The organism is Paenibacillus melissococcoides (genome assembly GCA_944800085.1).
Lineage (GTDB): Bacteria > Bacillota > Bacilli > Paenibacillales > Paenibacillaceae > Paenibacillus_B > Paenibacillus_B melissococcoides.
The window spans coordinates 127,067-148,804 of record CALYLO010000004.1 but is presented as its reverse complement, the minus strand read 5'-3'; the positions used below and the strand labels follow the sequence as shown (position 1 = coordinate 148,804).

Below are 21,738 nucleotides of genomic sequence, written 5' to 3'. Positions count from 1 at the left end.
AAAGGATGTCATGTAATGAAAAAAATATTGCTGATCGAAGATGAAGCGCCCATCGCCCGCTTGCTGCAGGCGTACCTGGCGCGTGAACCATATGAAGTGCGCTGGGATGCGGGAGAGGGAGATCTGGAGGGACTTTTTTTGTCATGGAGGCCGGACCTGGTGCTCCTCGATTTGACCCTGCCCGATCAGGACGGGCTGGAGATTCTGAAGCAGCTCAGGCAGTATGGAAGCTGTCCGGTTATTATTGTGACGGCGCGCGGCGCCGTGCCGGACCGGCTGCGGGGACTGCAGGAAGGAGCCGATGACTACATTCCGAAGCCGTTCGACCCGGAAGAGGTTGTCGCCCGCGTCCAAGCGGTTCTGCGGCGATCCACCTATATGGCCGATCACGAGGCCGTGCGGCTGGGGAGTCTGGTCATCGACTTCACCTCCTGCGCCGCTTACTTGAACGAACAGGCGGTGCCGCTTATCCCGCGCGATTGGAATGTGCTCGCCTTCCTTGCCCGGCATCCCAATCAATGCTTCAGCCGCGAGCAGCTCCTGGACAACGTATGGGGAATCGATTATGAAGGCGGCGATCGGGCGGTGGACACGACGATCAAGCGGCTGCGGCAGTGCCTGAAGGATTGGCCGGAATCCGAAGGCGCCATCCGGACCGTGCGGGGAATGGGGTATTCTCTCCATGTCCGCTAGACAGCCGCTCCCGATGCTGCGCGTCTGGACGTGGCGCTACGCCCTGATTCTGTTCGCCGCCCTGCTCCTCATCGGTCTCCTCGCCGGCATCTGGATCTATGCGAACGCATACCGGCACAGCTATGATGTGCTGCAGGCGCGGGCGGAGCAGTTGGCCGATTCCTATGTCCGGATCACCAGTCTGACCAGTGTGCAGGCCGATACCCAGCCTGCTGAGAACAGCCTCAAGACGGATCTGACCGTCCGGCCTATCGTTCCGCTCGCGTCTGCCGATGAGGCCACCCCGGTCCAAGCCATTAGCGCGACCGTAGTAGCAAGACCTGCGAATGGCGAGACGATGCAGATTGTTGATGCGCAAGGCAAGGTGCTCGATATGTATGCGGAAGACAGCGGGAACGCCGATTCCGGAACCGCCGCCGCGCCTTCCGATTACAAGACCGTGCTCTCCGGGCAGGCGACCCGGCAGCGCCTCGTCAAGCAGGACGTGACCTGGCTGCGCATCGGCGTGCCGCTGCAGCAGCAGTCGGGCGTGACAGGGGCGCTGTACTTGAGCGCGCCGATTCAGGAGGATATCGACAAGACGAAGCAGCTTTATGTTCTGATCGCCTTGATGGCCTTCGGCATTGCCGCGGCCGGCTGGGCGGCGATCTATCTGCTGCTGCGGAAGCTGACGCAGCCGCTGCGTCAACTGGCGGATGCCGCGCTGCAGGTCGCCGACGGGCAGTATTCCCCGGCGCTGCCCGCTGTCCACGGGATTAAGGAACAGGAGCTGAGGCAGCTTGTCTCCTCCTTCGGCGACATGACCTCTCGCCTGAAGCAATTGGAGCAGATGCGCACCGATCTGCTGGCCGGGGTGTCGCATGAGCTGCGGACGCCGCTCACCTCGATTCGCGGCATGGTTCAGGCCGTGCATGGACGAGTCGTCGCGGGGAGCGAAGCCGATGAATTCCTGCAAGTCTCGCTTGAGGAAGCGAAGCGGATGCAGGCGATGGTCGACGATCTGCTCGAATTCTCTTCTCTGGAAGCAGGGGCCGTCAAGACCGAGCCCGAGAAGGGCCCGCTCTCCCCGCTCATCCGCAGCGTCGTTCAGCAGTTGCGCTCCTTGCCGTCATTCGCCTCGATTCGGCTGAATGCCGTCCTGCCGGACCAAGAAATCGAGTGCGATGCAGATCAGGGGCAGCTCAAGCAGATAGTGACGAATCTGATCATGAACAGCTCGGCGGCCGGGGCGACGGAGATTGACTTAGAAGCCGCGGTGCTCGACGAGGACATCGTCATCGAGGTCCGGGATAACGGCGGCGGCATCCGTGAATCCGAGGTCCCGTTCATCTTCGAGCGCTATTACCGCGGGAGCAGCCGGCGCAAGAAAAAGCAAGGGCTCGGGCTCGGCTTGCCGCTCAGCCGGCTGCTGGCCCGCGCCAATGGCGGGGATCTCGTCCTCCATTCGACCTCGGAGGCCGGCACCGTGTTCCGGCTGTCCCTGCCCAAGCTGCCCGCGCCGTAGCTGCCCGCGGCTGTCCTTGTGGTGGGCGGCCCTTATGCCGGGACAGATGCGGCTCAGAGCCGCCCCGCAAGCGGAGCGGCCTTCACCTCGTGTCAGGCCTGCCGGGTCCTCCGGACGGGCCGGCCAGGCGGGACGCCTCGCGCCGCCGGGATAAAGGCGAGCCGAGGCGCCCTGCCTCTATCCCCCGATTCGGCGGCCGCATGAAGCGGAGCCGAGCCAGGTATGCGGGTTGCCCGCCCAGCACCAGCCCAGCTTCGGCCGGCCGCCGCTTATCCAGAGCGCCGTGACCCTGCGGTCTCCGCATCGGGAGGCGAGAAGGGAGAAGCCGTTATTTTTCTGCAACATGTCCGGGTAATGGGTAAGGAGCGCAATGCCCTCCTCGATCGTAAGCGGAGAGCGGCCCTGCTGCGCTATCGTCTTGAGCGCCTCATTCGGCGTCACGTCGAGCGTCTCCATCCCCCTGTCGATATCCGCCGCCACATACGCGATGCCGGCAGGAAGCTCAACGCCCTCGATGGGTTGAAAACGGCGGAGCTCTTCGGCATCCATAATGCTGAAGCCCCGCTTGCCCTGCCGCTCGACCTGCTCCATTGCCTGATCCCCGGCCACGCCATCGCTTCTCACGACGATAATGTAAGGAACACGCCCTTCCCGAGGTTCGATCTCTTCTGGCATTGGCAATGACTTAACGCGCTCCCTCAGGGGCGCAAGCTGCTCCTTGAACGCATCTTCGTCCAGCCCGACAAATTCAGGATAGCCCGCCTGAATCAAGTTCCCTACCTGCCGATCGAATTCATTCCTATCCGGTCTACTCATCCGGCCTCCTCCTCCATGCTTCTCTCGCTATTCATCTACAAATCCATCGTACAACATGAAAGCTAATTATAAGCTTGGGTGAAAACAACACCTATTGTATGAGCGTCAAGGGATTTACCCTTTTCCATAAAAAAGCAGTGGTTCTTCCCCAAGATGTACGGCTTTCGCGCAAGGCTGTATATGAAGTTGGAGACAGGCAAGGAGCCGCGTTTGCGTGCCCTGACGGCTAACGAGGAGAGACATCCGCACAGATGCCCTCCTCCCCTTCTATATGATGTTCCAATAATAGAACAGCTCCAGCATTCCTGCCGCCGCAAGCGCAAACAGCGTGTAATGAATTCGCGCCCCGAAGCGCCCGTACCGCTTCCACCAGAGCAGAAGCGTGTGGAGAACGATCAGCGCGCCGAGTCCGGCCAGCACAATGGGAATCCGGTCGATCCAGATTTGCCATGCCGGCGGCTCCATATAAGACGTTGCCGGCAGCCCATACACCGGATCGGCCTTTCCCGCGCTTGCCATGCCCGCCACGGCGAGTACCGTGAGCAGTCCATACGCGACGGCCGTCCAGCGCGCTGCGGACACGATCGCCGGATGCCGCTCGGAACGCCGCCGGATCTGCCGCACAATCGCCCCGATCAGCCAATACAGCGAGGAACCGGCAACCATGAGCACGGCGAAGAGCAGCGCCATCATGGTGAATGAGCTTGTGCCGTACCAAGGCGCCTGCGAATAAGTCATCGGTCCGTCGGACATCAGCATGATGTTGCCGTATGGATCGCGGTCAAATATGATGGTCCGGAATTCGCCGAAATAGTCCTGCGTCCGGCCTTCCCGCAAATTGTGATAGATTCCGGGTTCAACCTCCACGAAGCGGTTCGTCTCCCCGCCATGCGTCACCAGCAAATGACCGTCTTCCTCCATGTCTACCGCGATCGTCCCCATCATCAGACTGACCATGCTCTCCCCTGTCGTGAAATTGCGGCGGTTCTGGTGGTACTCGCCGACATAGGCATGCCCCCGCTCGACACTCCCTGCAAGCGTCGGCTCCAGCGCTGGGCGAGGGGAAGGATAGTAGCGATCCATGAAGGCCTGGAACAGCTCATTATGCGCCAAATAGCTTCCCCCGGTGTAAGACACGAAGATTCCCGCCCCCTGCTCCGGCAGCAGATAGAGCCCGGTATCGAACAGCATCGTATTGCCGTTCTGGAACAGGATGCGCTGGCCGTTAAGCATGCCTTCCATGAAGCCGAAGGTCATGCCGCCAAGCTTCGGATGCTGAGTGAACTGCTGACGATGCATCCGCTCGACCGTATCTTTTTGCAGGATTCGCCTCTCCCCCGCCCGGCCGCCCTGCAGATGGGCGAGCATGAACCGGGCCATATCCGATGCCGTGCTGCTCATGCTGCCGGCCGGCCCGGGCAGAAGATATTCGAACTTCCCTGCCGCATAGCCGCCATCCACGGCGTGGTACGCCTTGGCCAGATTTTGCGCCAGCGCCTCCGGCAGCGGCTGGAGGAAGGAGCTGCGCCCCATTCCGAGCGGAGCGAAAATATGCTGCTCCACATACTCGGCAAAGGGCTGGCCGGATACCCGCTCCACGATATAACCGGCCAAGGCCGCCCCGTAATTGGAATAAGCCGAGACTTTCCCGGGAGGAAAGACCCGCGCGGGAAGGTGCGCGCGGATATACTCCTGCAGCGGGAGCATCTCGTCGGCGGACAGTCTGAATATCGAATCGACGGAATCTTCGAAGCCAGGAGTATGCGTCATCAGATGCGTTAACGTGATCGGCTCGGCTTGATCCGGGGAATGGATGAGCTGCGGCGGGATCTTCACGTCCAGATACCGGTTAATATCCGCATTCAGATCCAGCTTGCCCTGCTCGACAAGCTGCATGACGGCGGTCCAGGTCAATAATTTCGAAGTCGATCCGATGCGGAACAAGGTGCGCTCGGCATCGGCCTGAACCCGCTTCTCCCGATCGGCATATCCATAGCCCTTCGCCAATCGAACCTCTCCCCCCTCGACGACACCTACCGCCGCATTGGTCATGTCGTATTTCTCCATTTGCGCCTTCACGACCTCATCGACGAAGGCTTCCAGATCCGGATATGCCGCCGACTTGGCCCCGGCAGACGAAGGAAACGCCATAAGAACGGAGCCCAAGAGCGCACATAACAGCATCAACACCATTCCTCGCCTTTTCATAGAAAAGGCCCCATCCACCATACGAATTGATATGCAGCGTGAACGACACGCCCTGCATGCTTGCGCCGCTTGTTCCCTCATCTCTTCCCGCTCCTCCTCTACGATTGGGGGCCTATTCCTTCCCAGCGCGCTTGCGCATCCGGGCCGCCGCCATCACATCATTCGCCGCGCCGGACAACAGCTCCATAGCTCGCCCTTCATCCCACGACTCCGGCAGCAGGCCGTTCGCGACCATGACCGATAAGCCAAGCTGGAATATTTTCATTTTCATCAAAATCATCATCAGCTCTTCATCGGAAAATCCTTGCAAATCCGCATCCTGCTTCATCTGTTCGAGCAGGACAGGCCCCATATCCCGCTCATACTCATGCATGTACGGGTTCGGCCTCATGACCAGCTCCCGGAACAGCTCGCTGTATTCCCTGGCGAACCGGAGGCTGGCCGCCCCGATATCATAGAACGGATTGCCGGTGCTCATCTCCTCCAGCATCTGTTGGCTCACCTGGACCGTCTTCTTAATCACCTCCTGAATCAATTCCTCCGCATCTTGAAAATTGACATAAATCGGAGCAATCGAGCTCCCCAGCCGATAATCCGGTTCGGTATAATGCGCCAATCGATATCGGTGATGACCACGGCAATCAAGACCGCGCTCAGCAGCGCGCCCGCCAAGGCTTCGGCGCTCCACGGCATGCGCCAGGCGGCGATGGCGAAGGCGGTTCCCGTCAGCAGTTCTACCGCCGGATAGCGCGCGCGGATCGGCGTGGCGCAGAAGCGGCAGCGCCCGCGCAGCAGGATATAGCTGACGACCGGAATCAGATCATACGGCCGCACCCGCTCCCCGCAGTCCGGACAGCGCGAAGGCGGAGCGACGACCGACTCTCCCCGCGGCACCCGGTAAGCGACCACATTGAGGAAGCTGCCGATGCAGAGCCCGAACAGCGCAAAGCCGCCCACCCACAAGGTCAATTCCATCCTCATCCCCCCTCTAAGGAAAAGGTAACTCTTGCGAGTTACCTTAAGACTATCAACAATGGTTTTAGCGAGATAGGCCGCCTTATACACGGTGTCATTCGTCAATTCCCTGATAGGCGGTCGAATTCCATTCCGTGAGAATCAATTCCTTGTCAGCCAGCCCTTGCTCGGCCAGCAGCCTCATCACCTGCGCAAGCATGTCCCGCAAATCATCCGGATTCGGAAGAGTCCCCATGAACTCCTCCAATATTTGGCGGTACGGATGAACGGGAGCCGCAGCGGAGAGGGCGGTTCGGCGTGAAGCACCCCTCCTCGATATGGTTATGCGGATAGAAATGAGGCGGGAGAAGTCCCGCAAACACGGACTGCTGCGGCAGAACGAAAAATAATTCATAATTCAGCCGCGGCGAGCGAATGGTGATGATCCGCCCGGGCGCGCAGCCGCTCCGAAACGCCCTTCAAGGTCCGATAGGTTCGCAAATACCTCTCTTTCTTCCATCGTTCCCGCCCAGAACGTCCGCAGCTCCGGTCATCTACTCCACTATAGCTGCAGTATCTCCCGCCACTCTAGTCATCTGCTCCGCCAATACTGCAAAAATGCAGCAATTTCAGTGAGACGATGATGCGAAAATAGGATTGCTGCAAAAATACAGCAATTACCCTACGGCAAGGCATAAATAGCATTCAAAATGGAGAAATAATGTAATTTTGCAGGATTTCCTCAGAATTTAGCCTCTTGAGGTTAAAAATGCTGCGCCTGTCAGAGTGTTGAGAAAGTCTATGTTAATTACCCATTCACCGCGTTAATTTGGTATAATGTTCTTATCATAATCCATGGAAAGCGCGGTGTTTGTATGCTTTACACGAATGATCCCAACCCACAACTGGACTATGAACTGGTTTGTCTTGAGCATATGGTTGCCCCTGATCACTTGCTTCGTCATATCGATAAACATATTGATTTTACCTTTATTTTGGACCTTGTGCGTCCTTACTACAGCGAGTCGAACGGCCGACCATCTGTGGATCCCATTGTGTTCTTTAAAATGCTGCTGATCGGCTACTTGTATAACATTCGCTCAGAGCGAGAACTGGAGCGAGTCGTCAACGATTCCCTGGCTTTTCGGTGGTTCTTACGGCTCGGGCTTTCCGGCAAAGCGCCTGACCATTCGATCTTTAGCTGGAACCGGAAAAATCGGTTTAAGGATACTACCGTCTTCCAAGATATCTTCGATAATATCGTTCAGCAGGCGATTCAGCACAACATGGTGGGAGGGCGGCTGCTCTTTACCGACTCCACGCATATCAAGGCAAATGCCAATAACGGACGGTACGAGAAACGAGAAGTCACTTGTACGCCTTATGAATATCTCCAAGAGCTGGAGCAAGCCGTGAATGAGGATCGGGTCGCTTTTGGAAAAAAGCCACTGCCTCCCAAAGAGGAGGCCGAAACCAAGGAACAAAAAGTTAGCTTAACAGATCCGGATAGCGGAAACCTGAATCGGGATGGAAAACCGGAAGGGTTTCATTATTTAGATCACCGCACCGTAGATCATAAATACAACGTGATTACGGACTGCTACGTTACGCCTGGAAATGTGAATGATTCGGTTGTTTATGTGGATCGTCTACTACATCAAATAGAGAAGTTTGGCTGGGAAAAGTCGCTGGAGGCCGTTGCACTCGACTCTGGTTACATGACGGCCTATGTTTGTTACCGTACGAACAAATTAAACATCACGGCAGTTATTCCAGAGCGTTCGACCCGTGAACACGGTGTATTTCCCAAAGAGAAATTTCATTATGATGCAGAAAAGAATGTTTTTATCTGTCCAAACCAGCAAGAACTCACGTACCGCACCACAACACGAAAAGGATTCAGAGATTATAAATCCGATCCCAAACAATGCGCTGCCTGTCCATTATTGAGCAAGTGTAACGAGAACAAAAATAAACAACGCACCATACAACGGCATATCTGGGAAGAACACAAAGAGAAAGTAGTTCAAAACTTCCAGAGTGAGAGCGGAAAAGCCGTTTATGCCCTACGCGCCCAAACCATTGAGCGAAGTTTCGCGGATGCCAAAGTGCTCCATGGACTTCGCTATTGCCGGTTTCGGGGAAGAGACAAGGTGCAGGAGCAAGTGCTGATGACAGCCACTGCACAGAACATAAAAAAGATAGCCACACATCTCGCCAGAAGGGTGGGGTAAAGCAAAGACCCCATCCCCCCTCCATTCTCTCTCACCAAACACCACTTTTTCCCAGCAAAATGATATTACATTGATATTACTTCGTAAAAAACAGGGGTTTTCCAACAGCCTGGCCTGTGCAGCATTTTCATGCGGGGAACCGCTTGCTGCATGCGCGGATCAACTTGCCCTAACCTAACCTGTTCGGCCTTCCCCGGCCCCGTCCATCCTAAGAAAATAACTATCGACGGGACTTTGTCGACAGTCTGAGGTAACACTTGCGAGTTACCTTTTGGATGTATTAGGGTTTTGCTTCCCACTTTGGATCTACTTTTAGAGTCTTGTCTGTGTCTGATTCATATCTTACTACAATAGAGTTCAGTACCTGATTTTGTGAATTCACGGGCGCTTCTTTGATATATCCTCCCTTTACTAGCTGTTCAATAGTAATTGGATGGCCTTTATCGGTAATCTTAATCGTCGGATTGTCCATGATATATCTCTGCGCCGCATCTGTCACGATCTTGAGAGATGTCTTATCCGACGTCTCCTTCGCCTTATCGAACTGCCCCACAATCACCACCGCCGCGATCGCAATAATAATCCCCAGGATGACGATAACCGCCAGCAGCTCGATGAGCGTCATCCCCTTCTCGTTCCGTGCAACCTTCAGCCGTTCCTGTGCCCATGCCATACTCATGATTTTCGTTTCCCCTTTCATGAATACAATGATTTATGTTTTACTTCCGTAAAACCGTTACCTAGGGCGGCGCTCCGGTCCGGATGACCGGATTAGCGCAAATTGTCCATCAGCTTGAAGGACGGGAGCATGACGGCCAAGACGATGAAGCCGACGATGACCGCCAAAACGACAATCATAAGCGGCTCCAGCATCGACTTCAGACGATCCGACATCGTCTTCACATCCCGCTCGTAGAAGTCGGCCACCTTTTCCATCATCTCGTCCAGATTGCCGGTCCGTTCGCCGACTCCCATCATCTGCACCAGCATCGGCGGGAACCAGGCATGATCCGCGAACGTATCCGACAGCGCCCGGCCGCTCTTGACGTCCTCCTGCGCGGCGCGGATGACGCGCCCGTAACGATCGTCAACGTATCGACGATCGGAATGGCCGCGCTGAAGAGAGAAGCGAACGTGCGGGTGAAGCGCGCCAGCGCCTGCTTCTGCTGGAGCTTCCCCAGGATCGGAAAGCGCAGCTTCGCCTTGTCCCATGGATACTGCAGGCGCGGCAGCTTCAGCAACAGCATGCACGCGAACGGAAGCAGGACAAGCCCCGGAATGACGAGATAGCTGTACTGGACCATGAAGCCGCTTATGGCCATGACGACGCGGGTCGGCAGCGGCAGCTCGATGTCCATCGAAGTGAAGCTCAGCACCAGCTTCGGAATCACGAATATCATCAATACGGTGACGACAACGACCGTCATGACCAGCATAATGATCGGGTAGATCATCGCGGACTTCACTTTCTCCCGCGTCTGATGCTCTTTCTCGTAGAAGACGGCCAGCCGCTCCAGCATCTCGTCCAGCTTCCCCGAGGCATCCCCGGCCTTCACCATATTGACGAACATCTGGCTGAATACGCCGGGTGTTCGTTCCGCAGCCTGGGATAAGGAAGTGCCGGATTCGAGATCATCGAGCACCTGATGAAGAACCGCACTGAATGACTTATTGTCGGTCTGTCCCGCCAGCACGCGAATCGATTCCGCAAGCGGAATGCCGGCACGCGCCATCGTGGCGAGCTGGCGGCAAAATACGGTCATCTCCCCGACCTTCACGCGCGGACCGCCAAACGCAATATCTCGATGCAGCCAATGGCTCTTGCGATCCTCCAGCTTCGTAACCCACCAATTCCTTGCCTGCAACTGCTCGGCCGCCTGCTTCTTCGTTGCCGCCTTCACGACACCGCGCCGGCGGGCGCCGTATTCATCCACCGCCTTGTATTGAAAGGTCGCCAACGCCATCAACCTCTTTTCCCCGTTAATATAATCGCTTTAATTCACCCTGCGATGGGAAGCGCCGTTAGAGAGGGACGGCCCCTCTACCCAGCGGATCTTCCATCGCTACGATCAGCTTCGAATCCTTGATGCGGAGGGGAAGCACCCGGTACTGCTCGGCAAGCCGATGCGAGATCAGATCGATGATCTCTTGTTCAATATGATGCCGGTACAGTTGAACATGCGGTATCCCCAACTGGTAATCCAGCACCTCGATCAATTGCTCTTCCGTAATGAGACCCTCAGACAGCAAGACATCGCCAAGCCGTCCTTTTTGCTTTGCCTGAACCGCCAACGCATGCTGCAATTGCGCGGGGGTGATGAGACCGACCTCGACCATCAATTCTCCGATACGCTTGCGCTGCTTCATGAGCTCACCCCATCTCGAATCGCGACGGCAATCCCGTCCCGAAGATATGTACAAGTGCATGAAATACGCGATTGAAAAAACATCCTTGTAAAAAATCCCGAACTTTATTAAAAAAGAACGCAAGCTTCGATGCCAAGCCGCTCCCTGATTGGGTTTCATCGATTTTAGATATTTTAAATTTTAGCGTTTAAACTATTTCTAAGGATATGTAACCACAGGCTATCACCACTATCAATATATCCCATTAGGTATGTTCCCCAAATTCCGAACGTTACCGTTAACAAAGCCGGAAATGTTCACAGTTTTGTGAATTTAGCCTCGGTTGTTCATTTTTCCGACACAAGTGAACGGTACCCGCCATCCCTCACAAAGACGCTCCTCTTTGCCAAGCACGCGTGATCAACCGCTTCCCGAAAACGCAAAAAAAGAGCGCGAACCGTCTTCCGCATCCGCACTCTTTCTGTTGGTTTGCTCCCGTTCCGAACATTGCTGCCGCTTCATCCCGCAGCCAGCTTCCCTAATGCCAGCAGCACCGCGCCATAGGCCGCATCCTTCTCAGCGGCCATGCATTGCATCCCGGGGTACCGCTCTGCGAGCAAAGCGGTCAAGCCGTTCCGCACCTCGCTGTTCTTCAGCAGCACGCTGCCGGCCATCGCCACCGTTCCCGCTTGCAGACCCAGCTTCTCCACCACCGGAACGACAAGCTCGTACAGGGAGCGGGCGCATTTGTCCGCGATGGAGAGCGCCGTCTCGTCCCCAAGCGCACAGGCCTGCGACAAAATCGGGGCCAGGGCCGCGATATCCTTTTTGTTCGTGCTCCGATCATACACGAAGCGGATAAGCTGCTCAATCGATTCCATCTGCAGCTGCCGATACACCATCCCCGTGACGGGTGTCGCGGGGATACGGCCGTCATGCGCGCGCACGACGGCCGACAGCAGCTCGCGGCCAATGCTGTAGCCGCTGCCTTCATCATCGATCAGATGGCCGTAGCCGCCCGCGCGATGGGACTGGCCCGCTTCATTTTGGCCATAGCAGATCGATCCCGTGCCAGCGATAAGGATGACGCCGACGGCCTTCCCGTGCGCGCCGCACAGCGCCGTTGCTTGATCGCCCGTAATGGTCAAGCCGCCTTCATACCCGCATTCGCGAACCCTCGCTTCCAGGCGGGGAACGACCGTTGGATTGCTGACCCCCGCCGCGCCGATACAGACCTGCACGCAGTGCTCCAGCCCTCCGCATACCTCGGCAATCGTCGCGAAAATATCCCGCAGGCTGCTTCGCACGCTCGCCTCATCCTGTCCGTTGTAGTTGATCGCCCCGGACGTGAACGTGTGCACTACCGTCCCTTTCACATCCGCAACGGTGACAGCTGTCTTCGTGCCGCCGCCGTCCACCCCTGCCACATAGTTCAACGTAAGCTCACATCCTTCTTTTGCCTTAAGCTCCGTACAGGCGCACCGCGCGTTCCGGGAAGCAGCGTATGTTCCGCCCTATGGGTACAAATGATACTGCCGCTTCATGTCCGCAAATTCCCGGCTTTCTTCCCGGAACCGCTCCAGCATCGCCGGAACGTCCGCCGGCTCCGCACGGTAGATGCTGTCCCCGCCTAACAGATCAATGAACGGCCGCGAATTTTCCTTCACCGGAGACAAAAAGGAAAACTGCTCATAATTGCGCTTGATGGCGTACAACAGTTGAACGCCCGTTTCCAGCGGCCGCAGCGCGCGGCGATCGAGCACATGAAGCTGCACCCCGCCGCATTGCTCATCCCGGAACTTCGAGAATGAAGGCTTGAAATAGACCGGACGGAAGACGACTCCCGGCAGCTTCATCCGGTTCATCTCCCCGGCCAGCTTCTCCGCTTCAATGAACGGCGCGCCGATAATCTCGAACGGAGCCGTCGTGCCCCGTCCCTCCGAAATATTGGTCCCTTCGAACAAGCAACTGCCCGCGTACAGCAATGCCGAATCGAACCGCGGCAGCCCCAGAGACGGCATGACCCATGGGATTCCGGCGTCAGGGAACTGCATCATCCGCTCCCAGCCTTCGCAGCGCACGACATGCAGCCGGGCGTTCCACTTTATCTGCTCGTTCGCCATCGCCGCCACCTCGCCGGCCGTCAGGCCGTAGCGGACGCAGAGCGGATAATTCCCGACGAAGGAGTGATAGCCCGGCTTCAATAGATTCCCTTCCACCGTCACGCCGTCGAGCGGATTGATCCGGTCCAGCACGACGAACTCCTTGCCCGCCTTCGCGCAATCCTCCAGGGCGTACAGCATCGTGTAAATAAAGGTATAATACCGGACCCCGACATCCTGAATATCGTATACGACCATATCGACTTCATCCAGCATCTCCCGGCTCAAGCGCTTGGAGTCTTTGCGGTACAAGCTGTACACGGGCACCTTCGTATACGGGTCCACATACGTCTCCACCTGGGCCCCCGCCGCCTGATCGCCGCGCACGCCGTGCTCCGGCGAGAACAGCGCGGCCAGATTGAATTTCTCGTGCATAATTTGAATCGTCGAGACGAAGTCCTTCGTCAAGCCGGTCGGCGCCGTAATGAGCCCGATGCGCTTCCCTTGGAACAGATGCGCATACTCCCCGATACAATCAATCCCGTTGCGGATCATAGCAGCCTCCTTTTCATGCGCGCATCCGCCCTTACAATTCGGACTGGCGCAGGCGCATGCTTTCTTCCGGAATCATGAACGTTTCCGCGTATTCCTTCCTCGCCTCGATGCCGCGTACCCGTGCGAGATGCTTATAGTACTCCAGATAAGGGAACGAGGCGCTCCCCGTCACGAACCAATGCAGCGACACCGCCTTCACCCACAAATCATAAGCCTCTTGCGAAAAGTCAACGTAGACGTAAGGCTTGTAGTCCACCGCGTCCTCCCAGTTCTCCGCATAATAGAGCTTGGAAGCGAAGAAGGCGGGCAGCTCCCGCTCGAACGACGGCAAGCCGGCGAAGAAGCGCGCGTCATTGACAATGCGGTGCGTCGTCATATGATCCTTGTGCATGCTGTTCTTGAAATGCGTAATGATAATATTCGGGCGCACCCGGCGAATGACATCGCACACCTTGAGGCGATTCTCTTCATTGTCCTGTAGCTCGCCGTCCGGCGTATCGAACACGATAGCCTCGCCGCCCAGCATCTCCGCGAACGCCTTCGCCTCGTTCACCTTCTGCTCGCGGTATTCCGCCATATCTCTTCCTGCCGGGACCCCGCGCTCCCCTGCGGTCAACGCCAGGGTGACGACGCGATCCCCCTTCAACGAATGGCTTGCCAATATGCCGCCCGCGGTCAGCTCCATATCCCCCACATGACCGCCGATAGCCAGAATCGTTATCTTTTGCTCGCTCATTAGACAAGCTCCTTTCTCATGACAGCGAAAGATTTGACCGTGCGGAAGCCAGCCTTCTCATAAATGCGAATCGCCGGATTCTCGCTCCCGGTATAGAGCGACATATACTCGGTTCCGATGCTTCGGAACGCCTCGCACAGCTTGAAAAACAACAATGTTCCCAAGCCATGCCCTTCATGCTCGGGATGAACGCCAATACCCGAGAAATAGCCGCGTCCGTTCTCCTGGCGAATGACCGGACCGGCGAAGCCGGCGGCCTTCCCTTCATGCGCGGTGACGACGAACGGCACGCCGTCCGCAGCCGCCTGGCCGATCTCCCGCTCCCAGAGCGGATTGTTCAATCCCCGCAGCATCTCATCCAGGCCGCTATGCTTCTCCGGGCCGAACAGCTCGACCGCATAGCCTTCGGAGACGGCTCGCGCCTCCTTGGCCCTGATGTCTTCGGGGATGGCGAACCCGGCCAGCGGCATATACATGGCGCATTCGATCGCGCGCTTGATATACCCTTGCCGCAGCAAAAATTGATGATACGCGCTGCCGACCGGCACGCCGGGCGCATTGTTATGCTCATGCTTGGGCGTATCCGGGATATACCAGGGCAGCATCATCGGATTGAAGAACAAGACCTCCGCCTGCTTCTTCCCCAATGCTTCAAAGCGGCGCTCCACCGCCTCCAGCATCACTTTATAGTTGTCATCGCTGCCGCGATCGCGGGACAGCACGATGCAGGTAATATAGCCGGCTGCCTCCCCGAGAGGCAGATCCGGTCCGGTGCAGCCGCACGCGAATCCGATAACCCGGCCGTCTTCCAGCAGCACAAACGTATTTTCCGGGTCGAAGTGGGCATTCGATAAAAAAATCGCTTCAAAGCTTGCCTCCGTCAGCTCCTTGTACCCGTCCCTCACGGCTTCTTCATTCCATAGCGCAATCACATCGCCGCTATATTTCCGATCCCAGGTTGCCAGCATATTAGGCTGCACCTCCGATTATCCTTTGACCGCGCCGACCGTTACCCCCTTCAGGAAATACTTCTGCAGGCTGAAGAAGAGAATGAACATCGGCAGCGCGGAGATCGTAGCGCCCGCCATCATCGGCGCAAAGTATGTCGTGTTGGCGAAGCGGAAGTTTTTAAGTCCTACCTGAATCGTCTGCATATCCATCGTATTCGTGACCAGGAACGGCCAGAAGAAGGTATTCCAGCTATCCATGAAGGTAAGAATCGCCATGACGGCCAAGACCGTTTTCGACAGCGGCAGGATGATCTTGAAATAGACCTGGAACTGGTTGCAGCCCTCGATCTTCGCGCATTCCAGCACCTCGGTCGGAATGCTGCTCATGAACTGCTTCGCCAGGAAAATATTATATACGGTAACGAGACCAGGCAGGATTAAGGCACTGTACGTATTTTGGATTTGAAAAATGTTGACGATCAAAATGTACAATGGCACTTGCGTTACCTGATACGGAATCATCATCGCTATTAACAGCAGGGTGAACAGCGCCGTTCTGCCCTTGAACTTAATTTTGGAGAAGGCGTATCCGGCCATGCTCGCAAAAAACACGTTCGACACCGTGACCACACTGGCCACAAACAAGGAATTTAACAGCCAGCGAAAGGAATGCTCGCTATATTCGAAAAAGAACTTGTATGATTCCAGACTGAACTTGGTCGGAAAGAGCGAGTAGCTCATCGCACCGGCTTCGACAGGATCCCCGAAGGAAGAAATAATCATAAAATAGATAGGGAAGATCGTGGCCAAAGCAAAAAGCAAAAGTACGGTAATGATGACAGCATTTCTAATATATTTGACTGCCACATTTCCATTATGTGAATGATAGAGTGACATCATCGGCTTCTCCCCTTCCCCTTAATATTCCACGTCTTTGCCCATAAATTTAAATTGAATGAACGAAATGATCGCGATAATGGCGGCCAGCACCAAAGATTGCGCCGCGGCTTTGCCGAATTCAAAGTACTTAAACGCGTTGTTGAAAATAAGCAATCCAACCATCGTCGTTGAATTGTCCGGGCCGCCGCCCGTCATCAGATAAGCGTTCTGGAACACCTGAAAGGAACCGATAACACCGGTTACGAGCAAGAACAACGTCGTTGGCTTCAAAAAAGGAATGACGATATACCACAGCTTCTTCAGGAAGGATGCCCCATCCAATTCCGCTGCCTCATAATAACTGTCGTCAATGCCGAGCAGCGCCGCCAAGTAAATAATAATGGCCGTGCCATGGCTGGCCAGCCAGGACATCAGGACGAGCGAGAACATCGACGTCGAGCTGGATCCGAGCCAGTTCAAATTGCCGATGCCGAACAGTCCAAGCAGTTGGTTCAAAATGCCCGCTTCCATCGGATCGAAGATCCACAGCCATACGACCGACATCGCCACCCCGGACGCGACGGCCGGCAAATAATATACCGCCTTGAACGTCGTCTGCAGCTTCTTATTCAGCGGCAAAATAAGAATGGCGACGACAAAGGAGATAATCAAGGCCACGGGAACCGTCAACACCGTATAGACGGCCGTATTGACGATCGATTTCCAAAACAGCGGATCCTTGAAGGAATTAATATAATTGTCAAAACCGCTAAACGTAGAGCCTAGCGGCTTATAATCCTGGAAGCTGATAATAAAGGCGCTGACAACCGGATAGGCCGTAAATACGGCGAACACAACCAGGGCTACGGCGATAAACGCATATCCCCAGCCTGAATCTCCTCTAATTTTCCGTTTCTTTAACGGCTTCGTTAATTGGGCCATAACGTGAAACCCCTTTCAATACGCAGTCATGCAATGATTTCCGGATAGCCGCACGCGGTTCCATGCGGCTATCCGAAAGTCTGCTCTGTCTAGTCTTTGACAACTCCGTCTTCGCCGAATGCGGCGACGGCAGCCGACTTCACCGCATCATAAATCTCGTTGGCAATCAAGGCCTGAAGCTTCGGAATAATCACTTCATCCTCGAGCTTAATCGCCTTCGCGCCCAGGTCCGTCGGAATATCCGGACGCGCCGGCGTCGCTTGCTTGAGCAATATTTCTACAGCCTCTTTATTGAACTCGTTTCTTTCGATCGGCATGCTTTCGGCCGCTTTTCTGCCGGACTCGGTAATATGCGCGGCGAACAGATCATTGTTCGTCGTGGCCGCTACCTTGCCGCTGGCCAAGAAGTAAGCCGCTTTGACGACATTGGCCTTATGCTCAGGCGTCGGCTCCTGCTTGCCGCGGAAGGTCACATAACCGTCAACCGCGACACTGGCCTGCTGCTTCTCGCCCAAGAAGGTAGGAACCGGCAAGACGATATAATCGACCGGGATGCTTCCTTTGACCTCGCTGCCGTCTTTTTTCTCGATCTTTTCGTTATTTTGGTTCGCGTTATTTTCGAAAGTGGCCAGACCTTTGCCTGTAATCATCGTTTGACCTGTCAGGAACATATTCCAGCGTTTCCCTGCATCGACCGAACTGAGCTCCTTCGGCATGGAACCGTCATCAATGAGCACGCGAATCGCTTTCAGCACTTCCAGGAAGTGTTTGCTCGTGTACGAATATTTCAGATCTTTGTCGAACGCGGCCGGCATGCCCGCATTTTTAAGCAGAATCGCCAAGTAGTCCTTGGACGCTACGCCCGCCGTGGCAAAGACGAAGCCGTAACGGGACGTTTTGTCGCCATCCTTCACGACGCCTTTTTTCACGTCTTCACGGAATTGCTCGAACGTCCAGCCTTCCTTCTGCACCTTCTTCCAATCGATGCCCGCCTGCTCCAGGAACTCCCGGTTGCCCCCAAGCGCGTGGACCTCCATATACGCCGGGAAGCCGTATAATCCGTCGCCGCTCTTCATATATTCCAATGGAATTTCATCGTAATCCGCAATCATTTCCGGCGTGGCAATATCGCTAATATCCATCAGCATGCCTTGCTGAATATATTTCGGAATTCCGGCCGAACCGATGAACGCAATATCCGGCGGGCTGCCCGCGTTCACTTGCGTATCCAGCTTCTGCGTCATGTCTTCCCAGCTTGCCGGCTCGATCTTCAACGTCAGGTCCGGATACAATTCATTGAATTCCTTCTCCATTTGCTTGAAATTATCTCGGAAATTGCCAGACACTGGCGGGAGCAATGCGGTTATCGTATCTTTTGCACTGTTCCCTCCGTTAGCGCCCGCATCTGGCGATTTCGCATCATTCTTCGAGCTTCCGCATGCCGTTAAAGAGGACAAAGCCAAGATTAATGCCAAAATGGATGCCAATACACGCAATTTCCTCATTGATATAAGCCCCCTCAGGTTATCGAATGAATTACACCACTTTTGTAAACATGCCGATCGCTTTCTTCAAGCTGCCCTCGCATTGTTCCAGCGCTTGCTCTGCCGCGGCCGCATCCAGACCGGTCTTAATCATCATGATGGCCAGCTTGCAGCTCATGGAAGCGCTTTCTAAATACGTGGCAGCGGTACCCGCATCAACGCCCGTAGCTGCCTGTATAATCCGTACGGACCGATCTCGCAGCTTGATATTGCTCGCCTTCAAATCGACCATTAAGTTGTTATACGTCTTGCCCAGCTTCACCATCGTGCAAGTGGTAAGCATGTTCAGAACCAGCTTCTGTGCTGTACCCGCTTTCAATCGGGTCGATCCCATGATGACTTCCGGTCCTACAACGGGTGAAATGCAGATATCGCAGACGCTCTCCAGCAAGGATTCCTTGTTATTGACGACGCCGATGGTCGTCGCCCCGATCTCTCGCGCCTTCTTCAAGGCCGCGATGACAAAGCGCGCGCTTCCGCTCGCCGTAATGCCGACAACCGCATCCTTGTCCGTCACGCCGCAATTCTCGATTAATGCAACCCCCTCCTCCGCATTGTCTTCATAGCCTTCTACGGCCCATCTCATCGCAGTATCTCCCCCGGCGATATGTCCTTGCACCAGCTCAGGGTCGGTTCCGAACGTGGGCGGACATTCCGACGTGTCGAGGACGCCCATTCTCCCTGAAGATCCAGCACCGACGTAGAACATCCTGCCACCATGTTTGAGCACTTGATGGAGTGAATTAACCGCTTTCACGATTTGCGGAATTTCAGCCGCGACCGCCTGCGGAACTTGGGCATCCTGCTCGTTCATGAGGCGGAGCATTTGCTCGGTCGTACACTCATCAATGGCCGCTGTCTCCGAATTGATCGCTTCCGTCGTTAGACCCGCTAGATACTCATCCATAGCCATCCTCCTATCCTGTGTGTAACTTACTTATACTGCCATCTTAGCCCCAAAGACAATTGTGGTCAACAGTTTTTGAAATAAAATTTTATTATAAAATAAATTGTTGTTGTTTTATTTTCTTCATTTCAACAAAAAAAGACATCGGACGCGAGCCGATGTCTGACGGTCAAGCCGCTCCCAAGCTTAACGATGCTTGCTAGCCAGTATGTTGTGCGTCTTCGTCAAATATTTCTTCACATGCTTGTATTCCGCGCTGGCCACGCCGGCGAACAAAATATCGATCACCGTCAGCATGGCAATCCGCGAGCCCATGGCGCCGCTGCGGAACGTAATCTCGGGCGTGGAAATGCTCAGCACGATATGGGCGCTTTCCGCCAACGGGCTTTTCGTATACTTCGTAATCGCGATGATGCAGGCGCCGTTCTTTTTGGCGATATCCAGCGCATCGAGAATATCGGCCGTATGGCCGGAATTCGAGATAAAAATCGCCACGTCGTTCTTCTCCAGCAGCGTCGCCGCGGTCAACTGGCTGTGGCCGTCGGTGTACGCATGGCAAATCTTGTTAATGCGCGAAAACTTCTGCTCCGCATCGATCCCGACCAGACCGGAAGCGCCGATGCCAAAAAACACGATCCGCCGGCTCTCTCTCAGCGCCTTCACCGCGCGCTCGACTTCTTTTCTATCAATCACGCAAAGCGTATCCTCGATAGACTTGCTATTATTGCGAGAAATATTCGAGATGATCGTATCCAGATCATCCCCGGGCTGAATATCCGTATACTGATCTTTTTGCTCATCCTCAATGGAGCCAAGCGAAGCGGAAATACTGACAATAAAGCTGCGATATCCGGAATAACCCATCGTCTTGCAAAAACGAAGAACGGACGCGTCACTCGTCTTCGTCAACTGCGCCAGACTCTTGATGGAGAGATGCGGAATCTCCTCCAAATTGTTCAGCACATACTCGGCGACTGTCCTTTCTACCGGCGTCAAGCTGTCCTTCATGTCGCGAATCTTAATCAAAATATTGTCGTGGATTGACATCACTTTTCCCTACTCATCTTTGAAATTTTATTTTAAAGTTTTGCTCCAATAATAAATTTTATTTTATACCGTGCCCCTGCTATTTGCAATACGATACCGCACATCCCGCGAGGACAATCTAGCGTTGGCCGCTCTTGCCCGCCATTCTCCCATCCGATCATGCCTACCCTTCACGTGCTCTTTTCAGCACTCTCCCATCGGGTCAGAACCACCCTGGCCGCTCCTTTTCAACACTCTCCCATCCGGTCAGAATAACCCCGGTCCGCTTCTTGTCAGCACTCTCCCATCCGGTCAGAATAACCCCGGTCCGCTTCTTGTCAGCACTCTCCCATCCGGTCAGAACCAACTTGCCGCGCATCATCTTCATTCCCGCGGGTTCCTGAATCAATAGCACAGAGAAATTGGACTAGCCCCGATGAAAATCATAGGTTTCTGAGCGGTGGGGAGAATGCTCATAAGAGGCGCGCCCCCCCTATTCATGCAGCACTAGCAGGCCCCTCTACCTCTAAAAGAAAAAAAAACGACATCTCTGTCGTTTTTAGCGATATTTCATCATACCGCTTCATGATTTCATCATTCTGTCCATCCCTACTCCTGCGCTACCGCCAGATCCAGGGCGAGCTCAATCATCTCGGTGAAGGTGCTCTCCCGCTCCTCGGCGGTCGTCATCTCGCCTGTCAGCACGTGGTTCGACACGGTCAAGATCGACAGCGCGTTCACTTGATGCCGGGCAGCGAGCGTATAGAGCGCCGCCGTCTCCATTTCCAGCGCCAGAATCTGATAGTCGGCCCACAGCTGAATTTCTTCGCGGTCCTCCATGTAGAACGTATCGGTCGTCATCACATTGCCGACCTTGACGGGCAGCTTTTTTTCACAGGACAGATCATAGGCCTGCTTGAGGAAGCGGAAATCGGCCGTCGGCGCGAAATCAATGCCCCGGAAGCGGCGCTGGTTCACCGCCGAGCTTGTGGAAGCGCTCATCGCGATCACGATGTCCCGCAGCCCCACGTTTTGCTGAATCGCCCCGCAGGTGCCGACGCGGATCATATGCTTGACGCCGTATTCGTGAATCAGCTCATGCGCGTAGATCGAGATGGAAGGCACCCCCATTCCCGTGCCTTGAACGGAGACCCGCTTCCCTTTGTACTTCCCCGTATAGCCGAGCATGCCGCGCACCGCGTTATAGCAATGCGCCTCTTCCAAAAAAGTATCCGCAATAAACCGGGCCCGTATCGGATCGCCGGGCAGCAGAATCGCCTCGGCGATCTCGCCTTGCGGAGCGCCAATGTGTACGCTCATATCTGTCATATCCTCCCCATTA

At 55.3% G+C, this 21,738-nt stretch carries 23 protein-coding genes; 3 read left to right on the top strand and 20 right to left on the bottom strand.

Annotation, left to right across the window (positions count from 1 at the left end; all coding sequences use genetic code 11):
• Positions 1-15 precede the first annotated feature (15 nt).
• Positions 16-693: a response regulator transcription factor gene (locus OCY70_RS15285; protein ID WP_213430744.1), complete on the top strand. Its 678-nt coding sequence runs from the start codon at positions 16-18 to the stop codon at positions 691-693.
• Positions 683-2,197, top strand: coding sequence for a sensor histidine kinase (locus OCY70_RS15280; protein ID WP_213430743.1), 1,515 nt, complete (start codon positions 683-685; stop codon positions 2,195-2,197). The genes OCY70_RS15285 and OCY70_RS15280 overlap by 11 nt, the downstream gene beginning before the upstream one ends.
• A gap of 177 nt (positions 2,198-2,374) precedes the next feature.
• Here the strand turns inward: OCY70_RS15280 and OCY70_RS15275 are convergent, their stop codons facing one another.
• From OCY70_RS15275 to OCY70_RS15255, 5 genes are all read right to left on the bottom strand, one after another.
• On the bottom strand, positions 2,375-3,013 hold the full coding sequence (locus tag OCY70_RS15275; protein WP_213430742.1) for a DUF5701 family protein: 639 nt from the start codon (positions 3,011-3,013) through the stop codon (positions 2,375-2,377).
• A 267-nt stretch (positions 3,014-3,280) separates the two neighbouring features.
• Positions 3,281-5,197, bottom strand: a complete 1,917-nt coding sequence (locus tag OCY70_RS15270) for a serine hydrolase domain-containing protein (protein WP_261945005.1) — start codon at positions 5,195-5,197, stop codon at positions 3,281-3,283.
• Positions 5,198-5,333: 136 nt separating this feature from the next.
• Positions 5,334-5,756 (bottom strand): TetR/AcrR family transcriptional regulator, encoded by a 423-nt coding sequence (locus tag OCY70_RS15265; RefSeq protein WP_213430741.1) that lies wholly within the window; start codon positions 5,754-5,756, stop codon positions 5,334-5,336.
• Positions 5,753-6,196, bottom strand: a complete 444-nt coding sequence (locus OCY70_RS15260) for a prepilin peptidase (RefSeq protein ID WP_249725564.1) — start codon at positions 6,194-6,196, stop codon at positions 5,753-5,755. The genes OCY70_RS15265 and OCY70_RS15260 overlap by 4 nt, the downstream gene beginning before the upstream one ends.
• 94 nt (positions 6,197-6,290) lie before the next feature.
• Positions 6,291-6,431 (bottom strand): hypothetical protein, encoded by a 141-nt coding sequence (locus OCY70_RS15255; RefSeq protein WP_213430740.1) that lies wholly within the window; start codon positions 6,429-6,431, stop codon positions 6,291-6,293.
• A 619-nt stretch (positions 6,432-7,050) separates the two neighbouring features.
• On the opposite strand from OCY70_RS15255, the gene OCY70_RS15250 reads away from it, so the two are divergent.
• A complete protein-coding gene (locus tag OCY70_RS15250) occupies positions 7,051-8,409 on the top strand; it encodes an IS1182 family transposase (RefSeq protein WP_261944512.1) in 1,359 nt (452 codons plus the stop codon).
• 280 nt (positions 8,410-8,689) lie between these two features.
• Here OCY70_RS15250 and OCY70_RS15245 read toward each other — a convergent pair whose 3' ends face one another.
• The 15 genes from OCY70_RS15245 to deoD form a co-directional block, all read right to left on the bottom strand.
• Positions 8,690-9,088 carry a prepilin-type N-terminal cleavage/methylation domain-containing protein gene (locus OCY70_RS15245; protein WP_249725430.1) on the bottom strand — a complete coding sequence of 133 codons (399 nt, stop codon included), beginning with the start codon at positions 9,086-9,088 and terminating at the stop codon, positions 8,690-8,692.
• A 92-nt stretch (positions 9,089-9,180) separates the two neighbouring features.
• Positions 9,181-9,438: a type II secretion system F family protein gene (locus OCY70_RS15240; RefSeq protein WP_249725431.1), complete on the bottom strand. Its 258-nt coding sequence runs from the start codon at positions 9,436-9,438 to the stop codon at positions 9,181-9,183.
• A complete protein-coding gene (locus OCY70_RS15235; RefSeq protein WP_249725429.1) occupies positions 9,384-10,367 on the bottom strand; it encodes a type II secretion system F family protein in 984 nt (327 codons plus the stop codon). The genes OCY70_RS15240 and OCY70_RS15235 overlap by 55 nt, the downstream gene beginning before the upstream one ends.
• 64 nt (positions 10,368-10,431) lie before the next feature.
• Positions 10,432-10,776 (bottom strand): GspE/PulE/PilB domain-containing protein, encoded by a 345-nt coding sequence (locus tag OCY70_RS15230; RefSeq protein WP_249725428.1) that lies wholly within the window; start codon positions 10,774-10,776, stop codon positions 10,432-10,434.
• A gap of 497 nt (positions 10,777-11,273) precedes the next feature.
• Complete coding sequence (locus OCY70_RS15225; RefSeq protein ID WP_213429799.1) at positions 11,274-12,191, bottom strand: N-acetylglucosamine kinase; 918 nt, start codon at positions 12,189-12,191, stop codon at positions 11,274-11,276.
• 78 nt (positions 12,192-12,269) lie between these two features.
• Positions 12,270-13,412: an exo-beta-N-acetylmuramidase NamZ family protein gene (locus OCY70_RS15220; RefSeq protein WP_213429798.1), complete on the bottom strand. Its 1,143-nt coding sequence runs from the start codon at positions 13,410-13,412 to the stop codon at positions 12,270-12,272.
• A 31-nt stretch (positions 13,413-13,443) separates the two neighbouring features.
• Positions 13,444-14,148 (bottom strand): PIG-L deacetylase family protein, encoded by a 705-nt coding sequence (locus tag OCY70_RS15215; RefSeq protein WP_261944941.1) that lies wholly within the window; start codon positions 14,146-14,148, stop codon positions 13,444-13,446.
• The gene (locus OCY70_RS15210) at positions 14,148-15,116 is read right to left on the bottom strand and encodes a GNAT family N-acetyltransferase (protein ID WP_213429796.1); all 969 of its coding nucleotides are present in this window, start codon (positions 15,114-15,116) and stop codon (positions 14,148-14,150) included. The genes OCY70_RS15215 and OCY70_RS15210 overlap by 1 nt, the downstream gene beginning before the upstream one ends.
• A gap of 18 nt (positions 15,117-15,134) precedes the next feature.
• Positions 15,135-15,995, bottom strand: a complete 861-nt coding sequence (locus tag OCY70_RS15205; RefSeq protein WP_213429805.1) for a carbohydrate ABC transporter permease — start codon at positions 15,993-15,995, stop codon at positions 15,135-15,137.
• Between the two features lie 21 nt (positions 15,996-16,016).
• Positions 16,017-16,919, bottom strand: coding sequence for a carbohydrate ABC transporter permease (locus OCY70_RS15200; RefSeq protein ID WP_213429795.1), 903 nt, complete (start codon positions 16,917-16,919; stop codon positions 16,017-16,019).
• Positions 16,920-17,008: 89 nt separating this feature from the next.
• Positions 17,009-18,424, bottom strand: a complete 1,416-nt coding sequence (locus OCY70_RS15195) for an ABC transporter substrate-binding protein (protein WP_213429794.1) — start codon at positions 18,422-18,424, stop codon at positions 17,009-17,011.
• A 31-nt stretch (positions 18,425-18,455) separates the two neighbouring features.
• Positions 18,456-19,370, bottom strand: coding sequence for an N-acetylmuramic acid 6-phosphate etherase (murQ, locus tag OCY70_RS15190; RefSeq protein WP_213429793.1), 915 nt, complete (start codon positions 19,368-19,370; stop codon positions 18,456-18,458).
• Between the two features lie 186 nt (positions 19,371-19,556).
• Entirely contained in the window at positions 19,557-20,417 is an 861-nt protein-coding gene (locus OCY70_RS15185) for a MurR/RpiR family transcriptional regulator (RefSeq protein ID WP_213429804.1), read from the bottom strand.
• A gap of 202 nt (positions 20,418-20,619) precedes the next feature.
• On the bottom strand, positions 20,620-20,784 hold the full coding sequence (locus OCY70_RS15180; RefSeq protein WP_213429792.1) for a hypothetical protein: 165 nt from the start codon (positions 20,782-20,784) through the stop codon (positions 20,620-20,622).
• A 221-nt stretch (positions 20,785-21,005) separates the two neighbouring features.
• Entirely contained in the window at positions 21,006-21,716 is a 711-nt protein-coding gene (gene deoD / locus OCY70_RS15175; RefSeq protein ID WP_213429791.1) for a purine-nucleoside phosphorylase, read from the bottom strand.
• Between the last annotated feature and the right edge of the window lie 22 nt (positions 21,717-21,738).

Bases quoted from the DNA above. Each gene is read 5' to 3' on its own strand.
- OCY70_RS15285 (WP_213430744.1), top strand. From the start codon at position 16: ATGAAAAAAATATTGCTGATCGAAGATGAAGCGCCCATCGCCCGCTTG.
- OCY70_RS15280 (WP_213430743.1), top strand. From the start codon at position 683: ATGTCCGCTAGACAGCCGCTCCCGATGCTGCGCGTCTGGACGTGGCGC.
- OCY70_RS15275 (WP_213430742.1), bottom strand. From the start codon at position 3,013: ATGAGTAGACCGGATAGGAATGAATTCGATCGGCAGGTAGGGAACTTG.
- OCY70_RS15270 (WP_261945005.1), bottom strand. From the start codon at position 5,197: ATGCTGTTATGTGCGCTCTTGGGCTCCGTTCTTATGGCGTTTCCTTCG.
- OCY70_RS15260 (WP_249725564.1), bottom strand. From the start codon at position 6,196: ATGGAATTGACCTTGTGGGTGGGCGGCTTTGCGCTGTTCGGGCTCTGC.
- OCY70_RS15255 (WP_213430740.1), bottom strand. From the start codon at position 6,431: ATGGGGACTCTTCCGAATCCGGATGATTTGCGGGACATGCTTGCGCAG.
- OCY70_RS15250 (WP_261944512.1), top strand. From the start codon at position 7,051: ATGCTTTACACGAATGATCCCAACCCACAACTGGACTATGAACTGGTT.
- OCY70_RS15245 (WP_249725430.1), bottom strand. From the start codon at position 9,088: ATGAGTATGGCATGGGCACAGGAACGGCTGAAGGTTGCACGGAACGAG.
- OCY70_RS15230 (WP_249725428.1), bottom strand. From the start codon at position 10,776: ATGAAGCAGCGCAAGCGTATCGGAGAATTGATGGTCGAGGTCGGTCTC.
- OCY70_RS15220 (WP_213429798.1), bottom strand. From the start codon at position 13,412: ATGATCCGCAACGGGATTGATTGTATCGGGGAGTATGCGCATCTGTTC.
- OCY70_RS15215 (WP_261944941.1), bottom strand. From the start codon at position 14,148: ATGAGCGAGCAAAAGATAACGATTCTGGCTATCGGCGGTCATGTGGGG.
- OCY70_RS15210 (WP_213429796.1), bottom strand. From the start codon at position 15,116: ATGCTGGCAACCTGGGATCGGAAATATAGCGGCGATGTGATTGCGCTA.
- OCY70_RS15205 (WP_213429805.1), bottom strand. From the start codon at position 15,995: ATGTCACTCTATCATTCACATAATGGAAATGTGGCAGTCAAATATATT.
- OCY70_RS15200 (WP_213429795.1), bottom strand. From the start codon at position 16,919: ATGGCCCAATTAACGAAGCCGTTAAAGAAACGGAAAATTAGAGGAGAT.
- OCY70_RS15195 (WP_213429794.1), bottom strand. From the start codon at position 18,424: ATGAGGAAATTGCGTGTATTGGCATCCATTTTGGCATTAATCTTGGCT.
- murQ (WP_213429793.1), bottom strand. From the start codon at position 19,370: ATGGATGAGTATCTAGCGGGTCTAACGACGGAAGCGATCAATTCGGAG.
- OCY70_RS15185 (WP_213429804.1), bottom strand. From the start codon at position 20,417: ATGTCAATCCACGACAATATTTTGATTAAGATTCGCGACATGAAGGAC.
- OCY70_RS15180 (WP_213429792.1), bottom strand. From the start codon at position 20,784: ATGAAGATGATGCGCGGCAAGTTGGTTCTGACCGGATGGGAGAGTGCT.
- deoD (WP_213429791.1), bottom strand. From the start codon at position 21,716: ATGAGCGTACACATTGGCGCTCCGCAAGGCGAGATCGCCGAGGCGATT.